At 58.3% G+C, this 12726-nt stretch carries 6 protein-coding genes and 1 pseudogene; 2 read left to right on the top strand and 5 right to left on the bottom strand.

What is annotated here, in order from left to right:
* Positions 1 to 108 precede the first annotated feature (108 nt).
* Entirely contained in the window at positions 109 to 3213 is a 3105-nt protein-coding gene (locus ACFQX9_RS30575; protein ID WP_377791413.1) for an efflux RND transporter permease subunit, read from the top strand.
* Between the two features lie 1361 nt (positions 3214 to 4574).
* Here ACFQX9_RS30575 and queD read toward each other — a convergent pair.
* Positions 4575 to 4937, bottom strand: coding sequence for a 6-carboxytetrahydropterin synthase QueD (gene queD, locus ACFQX9_RS30570; RefSeq protein ID WP_085361592.1), 363 nt, complete (start codon positions 4935 to 4937; stop codon positions 4575 to 4577).
* A 705-nt stretch (positions 4938 to 5642) separates the two neighbouring features.
* Here queD and ACFQX9_RS30565 point away from each other — a divergent pair.
* Positions 5643 to 7061 (top strand): MATE family efflux transporter, encoded by a 1419-nt coding sequence (locus ACFQX9_RS30565; protein WP_377791412.1) that lies wholly within the window; start codon positions 5643 to 5645, stop codon positions 7059 to 7061.
* An 86-nt stretch (positions 7062 to 7147) separates the two neighbouring features.
* Here ACFQX9_RS30565 and ACFQX9_RS30560 read toward each other — a convergent pair.
* The 4 genes and pseudogenes from ACFQX9_RS30560 to ACFQX9_RS30545 all read right to left on the bottom strand — a co-directional run.
* Positions 7148 to 7551: pseudogene (locus ACFQX9_RS30560) on the bottom strand (IS630 family transposase); the annotation flags it as partial.
* A 1075-nt stretch (positions 7552 to 8626) separates the two neighbouring features.
* Positions 8627 to 10027: an aspartate ammonia-lyase gene (locus ACFQX9_RS30555; protein WP_377791411.1), complete on the bottom strand. Its 1401-nt coding sequence runs from the start codon at positions 10025 to 10027 to the stop codon at positions 8627 to 8629.
* A 99-nt stretch (positions 10028 to 10126) separates the two neighbouring features.
* The gene (locus tag ACFQX9_RS30550; RefSeq protein WP_377791410.1) at positions 10127 to 10567 is read right to left on the bottom strand and encodes a LysR substrate-binding domain-containing protein; all 441 of its coding nucleotides are present in this window, start codon (positions 10565 to 10567) and stop codon (positions 10127 to 10129) included.
* A gap of 233 nt (positions 10568 to 10800) precedes the next feature.
* On the bottom strand, positions 10801 to 11181 hold the full coding sequence (locus ACFQX9_RS30545; protein WP_377791409.1) for a LysR family transcriptional regulator: 381 nt from the start codon (positions 11179 to 11181) through the stop codon (positions 10801 to 10803).
* Between the last annotated feature and the right edge of the window lie 1545 nt (positions 11182 to 12726).

Below are 12726 nucleotides of genomic sequence, written 5' to 3'. Positions count from 1 at the left end.
GCTCTACCCTGAGAAGGTGCCCCTACCCACAGTCGCCGCGTTGATGCCTGTTGCTGTAGCCTGGCTTACTGGCGAATTTCCGTCAGTCTCTTGAATGCGAGCATCGCGATGGCATTTACCGAGCTCTTCATCAAACGTCCGATATTGTCTATCGTCGTCAGTCTCCTGATCCTGCTGACCGGCATTGGTGCGGCCACCGTTTTGCCAATCCGGCAGTATCCTAAGCTGACCAACACGGTCGTCAATATCACAACCTCTTATCCTGGCGCCTCCGCCGACATGATCCAGGGGTTCATCACCACGCCCCTTGAGCAAGCGCTCGCTTCGGCCGAAGGCGTTGATTACATTACGTCCTCCTCGGTGCTCGGTGCCTCGACGATCCAGGTCTATATCAAGCTCAATTTCGAGCCCAACGAGGCGCTCACTGAAGTGCTCTCCAAGGTCAACTCGGTCAAATATTTAATCCCTAAGGAATCGAACGATCCGGTCGTCACCAAATCTGCCGGTCAGACTACAGCTGTCATGTATATCGCCTTCTCCAGCGAAGAACTGACGGCCAGCGCGATCTCCGACTATCTCTCGCGCGTGGTGCAACCGATTATGTCAACTGTAGACGGCGTCGCAGCAGCAGACATCCTCGGCGGCCAGACTTTTGCGATGCGGTTATGGCTCGATCCCGCGAGAATGGCGGGCCACGGCGTGTCGCCAGCTGATGTTTCGGCTGCAATCGCGGCCAACAACTTCCAGGCTGCGGCCGGCCAGACTAAGGGCTATTTCACTCTCTCCGACGTCACGGTCAACACTGATCTGCGGAGTGTTGATGACTTCAAGCGCATGATCGTCAAAGCCAACGACGGCGGCTTTGTGCGCATGGAGGACATCGCGACAGTCGAGCTTGCGGCGCAGAGCACAAACGCCAGCGTCGCGATGAACGGCGAACACGCGATCTTCGTCGCCGTGCAGGCGAGCCCAGAAGGTAATCCACTGAACATAGCGCGAGGCGTTCGGGCACTGCTTCCAGAAATGAAGCGCAGCCTGCCGCCATCGCTGAAGATGGAAGTGGCCTACGACTCCACCAAGTTCATCCAATCATCGATAGACGAGGTGGAGAAGACGCTCCTTGAGGCCGTCGCGATCGTGATGTTGGTGATCTTCCTGTTCCTGGCCTCCCTGCGGTCTGTCATCATTCCGGTCGTCACCATTCCGCTGTCCATTATTGGCGTCTACAGTATGATGCTGGCGCTAGGGTTCTCATTCAATCTGCTGACCCTCCTTGCGATGGTGCTTGCGATCGGTCTCGTGGTTGACGACGCAATCGTCGTGGTGGAGAACGTTCATCGCCATATGGAAGAAGGTGCGTCGCCCGCGCAGGCTGCTACAAATGGCGCGGGCGAGATCGTCGGCCCCGTCCTCTCCATGACGATTACGTTGGCCGCCGTGTACGCCCCCATCGGCTTTCTCGGCGGCCTCACCGGCGCGCTGTTCCGCGAATTCGCGTTTACACTGGCGGGTTCGGTGATCGTGTCGGGCGTGATCGCGTTGACGCTGTCGCCCATGATGTGCGCGGTCTTCCTGAAGAGCGCTGAAGAGGGGCGGTTTGCAAAGTTTGTGAATCGTGTGTTCAGCGCCGTGACGCGCTGGTACGGCCGCAAGCTCGACCGCTCGCTCGACTATCGCCCGATTACCGGGCTGTTTGCGCTGACCATGCTGGGCCTCGTCGCCTTTCTGTATATGCAAACTTCCAAGGAACTCGCACCCGAGGAGGATCAGGGTATCGTATTCGCACTGACAAAAGCGCCGAAATACGCCAATATTGATTACCTGGATTATTACGGCGCCAAGCTCGACAAGGCACTCCAGAAGTTTCCCGAGACGGATTTTCGCTTCGTGCTCAACGGCATCAGCGGTCCGCAGGGCGGCATGGCCGGGATGTTGCTTAAGCCTTGGGCCGAGCGCAAGCGCTCATCGATCGCTCTGAAATCGCTGGTCCAGGCTGAGCTGTCCAAACTGGAAGGCATCAACGCATTTGCCTTTAGCTTGCCGCCGCTTCCGGGCGGTTCGGGCGGCTTACCAGTGCAGATGGTGATCAAGTCGACGCTCGGTTTCCAGTACATCTACGAGCAGATGTCGAAGCTGAAGGATGTCGCGCGCGAGAGCGGTCTGTTCATGGTCAGCGACTCTGACCTTGAGTTCAACCAGCCGGGGGTGCGAATCAAGGTCGATCGATCCAAGGCGAGCGACCTTGGCATCACCATGCAGAACGTCGGTAGCGCGCTCGCGATCCTCCTTGGCGGAAACTACGTCAATCGCTTCAACCTGCAGGGTCGCTCCTACGAAGTGATCCCGCAGGTGCCGCGCGAGAAACGCCTGACGCCGGAATCACTTGGGAGCTATTATGTCAAGGCAGCGGTGGGCTCGATGCTGCCGCTATCGACCGTGGTCTCCATCGAGACTGCGACCGATCCGAACGCACTCACCCACTACAACCAGCTCAACTCCGCGACCTTCCAAGCCGTACCGATGCCCGGCGTCACGATCGGTCAGGCTGTGGACTTCCTCGAGAGCGAGGCAATGAAACTGCCCGCAGAGTTCAGCCACGACTTCCTCGGGGACGCCCGTCAATATGTGCAGGAGGGTAACAAACTGGTCATCACCTTTGCGTTTGCACTCATCGTCATTTTCTTGGTGCTTGCGGCGCAGTTCGAAAGTCTGCGCGATCCCCTCATCATCATGTTCAGCGTTCCCATGGCAATCGCCGGCGCCTTAATCCCGCTATTCTTTGGCTTGGCGACGATGAACATCTACACCCAAATCGGACTGTTGACATTGGCTGGGCTGATATCCAAGCACGGTATTCTGATGGTCCAGTTCGCCAATCAGCTGCAGCTCAAGGAGAGACTCGATCCCCGCTCGGCCATCGAGATGGCGGCGCGCGTCCGCCTCCGTCCAATCTTGATGACCACGGCGGCGATGGTCACGGGCCTCTTACCTTTGTTGACCGCAACGGGTGCTGGCGCCGCGAGCCGCTTCTCGATCGGGCTCGTGGTCGTCGCGGGCATGTCCATCGGCACGCTGTTCACGCTTTTCGTGCTGCCGGCGCTCTATGTCGCGATCGCGTCGGATCACCGCGCCGACGCGAGTTCCGATCACGTCCAGAACGCCGCCGAGCTCGCCTTCATCGGAGCATCCGATGCCCACCTGGCCAAGCGATGATCCTAGCGATCAACTCGGGTTTGCTCGATCGCTCCGCTAGCTAGGGGCGCTGCTCGCCGACCGCGGTAACTTGATCGCACTGGGTGCCTGCAGTTCATGGCGGCGGACAGGAAGGATGATCCGCGGCTGCTGCGCTTCGTCTCGATCTACTGCTTGCCCGAGGTGAAGGACTACATCGCGACCAAATAACGGCCGCTTCATTGTGCAGATGTGGTGAGCGACGGATGCCTGGGAGGGTTTCACGGGCCCTTGCGCGTCCGGACCTTCAAACCGGTGGTGCGAACCTTGGGGGGAATCATGTGTTCGGCGAAGAGCGCGTCGCGGATCCGTTTCTGCTCCGACAGGCGGATGCTGTTGTTACCTGATCGAGCAGGCCACCGCCACGTGATTTGCCGGACATCAGGACAGCATAACTCGCAAGATTGACGTCGTCCGGGACAGGGACAGAATCCATGTTCCCCGAATGAGTGGCGTACCCATTTTGGAGAATTATTCACTTCCTGACCGCGCTGCGCTTGCTGTCTGAAAAGAGACCGCTGATGTGCTGCAGGCTTAGGATAGTTGCCAAGAAATTCAATTCGCGCGAATTCTGGGCGCGCAACGAGCCGGCGCAAGGCGCGATAGTCCGGCGGTTGCTCGAGCGCGGCCGCCATTTCGGCTAAGGTTTGGGGATCGTAGGCTCCCGGGATGAACCCGCGGTCGGTCCGGGCCTGACTGCACTCAATCGGATGCGGCGGGGCGAGGCATCGGTTCCTGTGGACAGCTGTTCGTCCGGTTTACGTCCGCAGCTATCGGCTGGGTGGAAATAACCAGTCGGCCAAGGGATGCATCCGTGACCAGTCAGCGCGGACGCGCGAGTCCGGCACCTCGCCAGCTTCAATTGAGGCTTCGCCCGTCGAAGTGTCGAACGGGGGGTATTGACGGCGATGTCTACGGCGAGCTCGCGCACATGCGGGTTGCGCGATCTTGCATCCACCCGTGCTCCTCGCATTGGCGGCTAGCGCCGACCTGCTGCAGCACGAAGTCGCCCAGCCGCAGCGTCCGGGATGGCGGGTCGTCTCGCCGGTACAATCAGCATCGAATTCGCTCCTCAGGACGAATCCCCTCAAATCGTTCCGGCGGTTAGCACAACGCGGGATTCCGAATCGTTTGGCCGGAAGCTTTTCGAATGCGGTCACGTGATGGATGTCATCATAGCCAAACCGGGCGCTCCCGTCGGATCCAAGGGCTCTTCTGTGAGCGCGGAAATCTGGCCGCGGGCGAGGCGGATGAAGAGCCGAATCGCAGATCGAGCAAGTCCGCTTCTGAGCCGAAGAACGACAGGCGCGCCGCATCGACACAGTCCCAAATGAGCGCTGAATTCAGCGATCGGGCCCGTCATATTCCGCCCAACTATCCGTCGTCTCGTACACCCTCACGCTCGAGAGTTGGGCGAGGCGCGGTTTCGCGTGCTCCCAGATCCAGATGGCGATATTTTCCGCCGTCGGATTTTCCAGTCCCGGGACGTCGTTCAGGCAATGGTGATCGAGCTTCTTTATAAGAAGGCCAAACGCTTCCTCCATGTTGAAGAAATCCATTACGAATCCGGTGTGCGGATCGACGGCCCCGTTCAGCACGACCTCGACGCGATAGGAATGACCATGCACCCGATGACAGCGATGTGTCTGCGGGACGTTTGGAAGTCGGTGCGCTGCCTCGAACTTAAATGCTTGCGATATCTTCATGTGATGCCGAGTGTTTGTGGGACTGCACGCTGAGCCGCCATTTCGGCTGAGCCAAGCAGTACGAGATAGCCCGCCGCTCGACGGCGTCAGGGCGGTCTTTCGATCGAAGCAGAAATTGTCCAAGCCACGCTCATCGAACCGGTCTGGCAGGCTGCCGGTTGCGGCCACACGAATTTTCAGTTCGTGTCCGCGAGTGACGGCCAGCGCGGCGCGATTTACTGACGCAAATCCAATCACCACGCTGGCCGGGGCCGGCAGCCTGCCGTTCGTCTCGATCGCGCTGAGGAACCCGATATCGTGTACAGATTGCAGGACATCATCGAACCACCACAGTGGTTCTGAGCACGTTCATTGCTTGTGCCATGCAGATGATGGAGCGTCTACTACAAGATCCGGTAGATGCCAAAACCAACTTGAGGCTCTAGGGTCTGGCCGCGTTTCCCCGCCGATCATCATCCCGAGAAGTGAACGCAACCGGCACGATGCTCAACCAAAGGGCGGAACGGCACAATATGACTAGCAGAACCTGGGGGCTACCCTCGAACACCTCAGTCAGTATTCGCTACAACTGACGGGAGGCGTATGCCAGGCAAAAATCAGCTTTGAAAACGTCAACATATCCAGGCGATCACGGCGTGCCAGAGCAGATCCGGAGAGGATTGCGCTGAGTACGCCATCGTCGAATTTGGAAAAGTTCACTCGTCCGTGAATGGACCGAATAAAGAAATCGCCCTCGACAGCAAGCGCAATGTGATGCCAAAGAAAAAACAGCACGTCGATCTATCGGACCAGAATCTCTTGAGTCTTATCCTGCGGCTCGCCATTCCGTCTGTTGTTGGATTATCGATCCATGCGCTGCAGCAGGTCGTCAATGCGATCTTTGTTGGCGCCCTAGGCGCGCAGGCGATCGCAGCTGTTAGCATGACCTTTCCGATCGTGGTCCTGCTCGCCGCAGCCGGACAGGGGATCGGTGTTGGAGCAGCGTCGTTCATATCTCGTCATCTGGGCGCTCGTGAGTACCTAGAAGCGAGTCGAGGCGCAAGCACGGCACTCGCGCTCGCCGCTCCGATCGGTATCACAGTCACCCTCACTCTGCTTCCAAATCTGCCAGGGATATTTGCAACGCTCGGAGCTACCCCAACCATCATGCCCGTGGCGCTCGACTACGCGGGAACGGTTTTGTTGGGGTACACCCCGATGCTACTAAATACAGTCAGCGGGTTCATTGTAAGAGCCGAAGGCTATACACGATTTAGCATGTGGGTGATGATGACCGCGTTTATCCTGAACGCTGTGCTTGATCCCGTCTTCATATTTTCGCTTGACCTTGGCGTGCGAGGCGCAGCCCTCGCAACGCTGGTGTCTCAGATCTCTGCTGTCGGACTGTATATCGCGTATTTTACGAAGCTTGGCGGGACGGTTCTCGTCAGGATATCTCACATATCATTGCGAGCAGATCGCATCAGACAGCTCGCGTTGGTAGGCGCGCCGGCGACAATGACGAGTATCTTATCTGCTCTTGCCGTTATGCTCTTGTACGGAGCTGCTGCGCCGTTCGGCGACGATTCCATCGCCGCGGTTGGAATAGCTGTGCGTATCTTGATGGTCGGCGCACTGCCTATCTCCGGGTTCTGTATTGGCGCTCAAGCTATCCTGGGTTTCGGTTGGGGCGCACGCGACTATGCTCATATATTGAGGGCTGCGAAGTTCATGCTCTTCGTGACGATCGCATTCTCGGTGCTGTATTCTGCGGCCGTTGTGATTTTTGCGAGGCCTTTGGTGAGCCTATTTAGCGATAACGAGTACGTCACCGAACTTGCCGTCTCGACCTGCATCGTGTTCCATCTCTTCTTTGGACTGTTTGGGGTGCAGAGTTTCGTGACGGCAATGCTTCAGTCATTTGGGAGAGCGCGCCTCAGTGCAATTGTGTCCTTGGCCAGGCAGGGGTATCTCTTCATACCGGCCGTACTGTTATTCCCGCTGGTAGCGGGTTTTAACGGACTGTTAGCCAGTCAAGCGCTCGCAGAGCTTGGCGCCGGAATAATCGCTCTCATCGTCATGTTCAACCAGTTCGGCGAGCTCAGACGAGCGCTCCGGCACGGTCCTCAAGAGCGATCGGGATAGCGGGTTGAGCTGAGAATGGATATGATCGAGGTACAGAGCATTGGGCGCTAGCCTCCTGGGAGGCTCGCCGTTAAAGCGTGATGGGACTAGCTTCGATAGCCTGAGTTTTTGAGGTAGTTGGCGCATTCTTCGGGTGTAAATGCATAAAGGAGTTCGCCGATGGCGGCGCAGACCGCATCGACGGTTCGTGCGGCTGCCTTGCGGAGCAGATGCTTGAGTTTGGCAAAGACTTGTTCGATGGGGTTCAGGTCGGGTGAGTATTTTGGCAGGAAGAAGAGCTTTGCTCCGGCGAAGCGGATGAGCTGGCGCACGGCTTTGCTTTTGTGGCTGCCGAGATTGTCCGGGACGACGATGTCGCCGGGCCGAAGGGTCGGCAGGAGAACCTTCTCCACATAGATCCGGAAGCTCACGCCATGATTGGTCCCTCGATGAACCATGGCGCGTCGATCCGGTCATGGCGCAGGGCCGCCAGAAAGGTAATGGTTTTCCAACCCATCTGGCCCCGAGCAACGCTGCCGGTCTCATCGACCCGCTTCATCCAGCCGATCGCCGTGCTGATCGCCACTCCAAACTGCTTGGCGGCCCGATTGCGCGCCCTAACGGCCAAATTAAGGGCGTCAGCTCTTACGGCATTGATATCGCCCAAAGGCGGGAAGTCGAAGCGCCCCAAGGCAGTGGCAATGTGGTCGGCCGTGAAGCGGGGGTGATCTCAATCGAGAACTGACTGTCACACCAGTAACATGCGGCGTTTCCGAATTGGTGAATGGAAATGCGAACCCCCTTTGCGCTTTGCCACTCTATGGCAAGCAGCTAAATGCAAAGGCGCCAATACAAAAGGTGATGCTAACTTTTACTACAAACCAGGTAAACACTGGCACGGTCATCGACAAGGCCTACAGCCAGAGCATCTTGATTGACCTTACCTTATACTCAAACCGAATGTCGCATACGACATAAACAACGGCTGGGAGTGGGGAAACTTCAGCTGGGCCCAGTCGATACGACGGATGAGATTCTGACGCGCGCAGCTGCCTCTCGGCATCGGATGGATTTCGCGTGCCTCAGTGCCGTCTTGAATACGGCAGCGAACGAACGAAAAAATGTTGGGCCCGTGTTCGAACCTGCGGGACTCGATCACGCCTCGTGAATGTATCATCAGGTGAATCAGGCCGTAACCAGCTATCGGAGAACTTGCACATCTTGATCGGGCTACCGGCCGAACAGGATGTGAAGATTGGCGAAGGCCAGGACGGCCCCACGCGAACCGTTAGAATACGTTATCGACGATGTCTTACGTGTTTGCTGACTTTGCCCATCACTGCCCCTGGCACTACGGCCAGGCGCGTCCGTATAAGCACGACTTGAAGAGAGGCCGGAGCACTGACCTATGAACAAGCGGCCTCTCCATCGCGGCGCATCGTCTCATCTGCCGCATCGGGTTGGAGACAGGGCGATGGCGAGTTGGCTGTGGCATGACCTTCGTAGGTTGATCCTCTGGCGTTGTGCATCGACTCGCGGCATGCTCGTGAGCCCTTCGCGTACAAGGGCAAGTGCAGAATCGCGGCTCATGCGGCATTCTCGCCATAACGGGTGCTCTCGTGCAGCATCTGCAAAATCGCGCTACGGTTCAGAAGTCCGCGGTCGATCGCGATTTCGATGAAGGGCCGCATTTGCTCAGCGGCTGTAAGCACAAGTGTCGATACCTCTTCATAACCAAGGCGCCGTACGAACACGGTCGCAAGAGCCGAAGATTGCATCAAGTTGCTGAGCGACCGTTCCCGGTCTGCCCGGATCCCCGAGATGCATTGGTCGGCAAATATTCTGGCCGATCGCGTCAAAAGCTCGATCGAATCGAACAGGCGCGAGGCGATGACTGGCTCGAAGTGATTGATCTCGAGTTGGCCGCTCAACGCTGAGAGAGATACTGCGGCGTCGTTGCCCACGATAGCGAACGCAACTTGCTGGATCATCATCGGCAGGACTGGATTGAGTTTACCTGGCATGATCGAAGAACCGGGCTGGAGAGCGGGCAACCGCAATTCGCCAGGCCCCGTATTTGGCCCAGAGGAAAGGATGATCAGGTCAGAGGCGATTTTCGCCATTACCTCTGCTGCGATGCGGATTTCCGACGACACGCGTGCGAAGGCGTCGGCGTTCTGCATGGCATCGAACATGTCGTCGCCTGGGCGTACCGCGTGGCCCAAGATTGCCGCAAGATGTCCATAGACGGCACGGCGATAGCCCGGCGCTGCTCCGAGCCCGGTGCCAATCGCAGTACCTCCGAGGGGAAGCACCATCAATTCCTGGCGCGCCACCGACAGCTTCAAGGAGAGCCGCTTGATCGCTGATGCGTAACCGCCGAACGCCTGACCGAGCGTCATCGGCTGGGCGGCCTGCATGCATGTGCGGCCGACGCGCAATACGTCAGCGAATACAATGGCCCGCTCCGAAAGAGCGGCCGCCACCTGTTCCAGCGCACCCACCAGATCGCCGGACCTTTCGTGCGCCGCCAACTTGAGCGCCGAGGGCAGCACATCGTTCGTCGACTGGCATAGGTTCACGTGATCATTTGGGTGGATCACGTCGTACCGGCCGGGCTTTTCACCGACAATTTGCAGGGCCCGGTTCGCCAGAACCTCGTTCATGTTCATGTTGATCGATGTACCGCCGGAGCCTTCGAGCAAATCGATGATAAACTGCCCATCGTGTTTACCAGCAATGACCTCGTCCGCAGCCGCGATTAGTGCTCCTGCTACTTTGGCGTCGAGGGCTCCGAGCTCACGGTTCGCCGCCGCGGCAGCGCGCTTGATGCGCGCTAGTGCCCGAAGAAGTGCCGGCTGATCACCGAGCTTCTGGAGTGAGATGTCGAAGTTCTCGCTCCCACGCAGGGAGGCCAAGCCGTACAGGGCGCGCAGCGGCAGCTCGCGCGTTCCTAGACTGTCTATTTCGGTGCGAGTCGCTGACATCTCTGATCCCGGGTTCGGACGCTACGCAAACAACTCTCTCCGAAGACGGGCGAGAGTTAAAGCTAAGATCGGAGATGTTATGGAGGCTGATAAGTATGATTAATTAGGGTTATACTGTTCGTCGAGAGTCCGGGTGGAGCCACCCGCAACGCACCGGCAGGCGGCGTCCTCGTGAGCGAGCGGATCCAACACGATGCTGCCGACGGAACGAGCCATCCAGGCAATTTGAGCCGCGATCTGGGGCAAGGTCCAGTTCCGCAGGAGCACACGAGTATCATCCGCTATTCGCGCAGCCAACGTGCCTAATCCGCCTTGCTTAGTCACCAACGCGATCGTGCGCGAGAGGCCGGTCGCCGGCAATGGCATGACTTCGAGCGCCGGTCGATGGACGGCAGCCTGCAATATGCACAGGGGTGTTGTAATCGCCACGCCCATGCCATTGGCGACCATCGAGAGCAGCGAGTCCGACGTGTCGAACGACATCGTCTGCGGATGCTCTATCCTTAGACGCCGGAGATGACGTTCAATTTGCGTTCCCATGTGCGAACGCGCGGTGTAGCGGATAAGTCGGTGCTCGAGTAGTAGGTCGTCCAGTGGACGATCGCGAAGAGTATCCGCTCAGGCAATCGGTGCTACCAGGAGGAATGGCTCGCGCAATAGAGGTAAGCGGGTAACTTCGTCAACGCCCTCCATTGGATCCGATGTGACAGCTGCATCGATCTCGTTGCGCATCAATGCCTCGGCATGCGCGGGTACCAGCCCCGAATATGCGCTCACGCGAAGCGCGATTGAACCCGCCATGAGGCTGCGGACCAACAGTGGTCCACTGTGGACGCGAACGTGTCGATCATCCCGAGCCGAAGGTCCTCGCGTTCGGGACGCGCTGCGGCGGCCCGCATTTCCTCGACAGCTCGTCCGACGCGCAGGGTTATCTCGCGCATGTGGGTGAGCAGAGCTTGCCCCGCCTCCGTGGGCCCAAGGGGACGACGATCGCGACGGACGAAGGACGCGCCAATATGCGCCTCCGCGCGCTTCATCGCTTGTGAAACGGCCGATTGAGTGATGCCAAGTCTGAGGCCGGCCGCGCTCATGCTGCCCTCTTCGATGACGACGGCCGCGACTTCCAGTACACGCAAATCAGGCAAACTAAACATAGGAAGCCTAACGCTAATGGATTTTTATCGGGTGTGCCACTAGTCCGTTTTCTCAGTTGCGGCGAGTCAATCTACTCGACAGGTTGGCGCACCGGAAACTCGCGCTTACTGCGCAAACAGCCGATTCCAAAGCCGCAGCGGTGGAACTGTTCGATGACACTTCATTTATCGACATTTCCAACCGCTCCGATTTCGGCGCAGAGTTCGATCCGGTGTGTCTGGAGAGTCCGCGCCAGATGACAACATTTCCGGGTGGCGGATCTGCGGCCCTGGCCAGGTCGCCACCCAATTGTGCAAGTTCGGTCAAGTAGAATGCGGGGGTTCCAAGGCGACCTCGTTGAATGCCGACGTCCTTGATGAGTTCATCGGGCAATACGATCTCGGTGTCCGTGAAGGCGATCTTCGGTGATGCGTCCGGGCCGTACGATCGAGCATGATGAGCCAGAGGACGCGCCAGCTGAGAGGGCAGACGACCGCCATCAAACTAGCGAGCCGCTCCGCGGTCCGCAGTTTTGAGTCCTCCGCCCTGCAGCCCGATTTTAGGAGCTTCTGGAACAGCTCGATTTTCGTGCACGCACCTATTGGATCATGGACGTAGCCGCGCCTCTCTCTTGTCAACGATGAGTGCGCCGCCTTTGTCCACGAGGTCAGAAGTTGATGCGAAGGCCGCCGCGCATGAGCTCCCTCTTGAGCCTGTGGTTTTGGCCGACGCGGGCATCGATGTGTAGGTGCGTGCGAGTTCGCGGATATGGGTATCCGCAGACACGTCCCACCACCGGCCTATGATCCAATGCGACGGCCATCCCGAAACGAGTGAAGCGACCTGCCACAATGCGCTCAAGAGCGTAAACTTGATCTAGAGGCCGCGCCGATCTTGCGTCTCGTCTTCGGCACCATCATGCGAGTTCATTGACAGTAAGCCCAGTTCTAGACCATGGCTTTGAGATCCCAGTGGGTCTAAGGACGCAATTGATCGAAGTCGCTGGCTGGAATGCCATTGTGATGCTGGTGAGCGCTCAATCAGGAAAGCACGCAAGTAGACGTCATCAGCTTGCTCATTTCGCGCAGGAAGGCGCTGATGGCTCAGCTGCTCGGCAGCGCCTCGGAAGAGCCAGCAAAGAGCGCCTTCGGTTGAGCGCGATAGGACCGATCATCGAGAAGCGCGTCACACGCCAGCGTGAGGACGCTCACGGGATGAAGAAGGCGAGCTTGCCCGTCTGTCGGGTAGCGTCAATTATGATGCTAGAATGCGGGGTAATCTCAGGACAGAGACATTGTTGTGTGGAAAGAGTGCAAAAGTGTCCCGCAGTGCGGTAGACCGCTCGACCGAATGCTCCTCGCAATGCCGCAACGGCGCAATCCCCCGAGATGTTCGCGTACATCGCCAGAAACTTCGATGCCGAGTTCCTCAACGAGTTCTCGGGCAAGGCCTGGCGTGGTGTTTCACCCCCTTCGACCGGTCCGCCGGGCTGCACGAACATTTTGGTCCAAAGCTCGCGTACCAGCGGAAGGTTTCGTGCGACATTCGTGGTAGGGCACGCGGCG

The sequence above is a fragment of the Bradyrhizobium sp. GCM10028915 genome (assembly GCF_042666195.1).
Taxonomy (GTDB): domain Bacteria; phylum Pseudomonadota; class Alphaproteobacteria; order Rhizobiales; family Xanthobacteraceae; genus Bradyrhizobium; species Bradyrhizobium canariense_D.
This window is presented reverse-complemented; position numbering and strand designations above follow the sequence as displayed.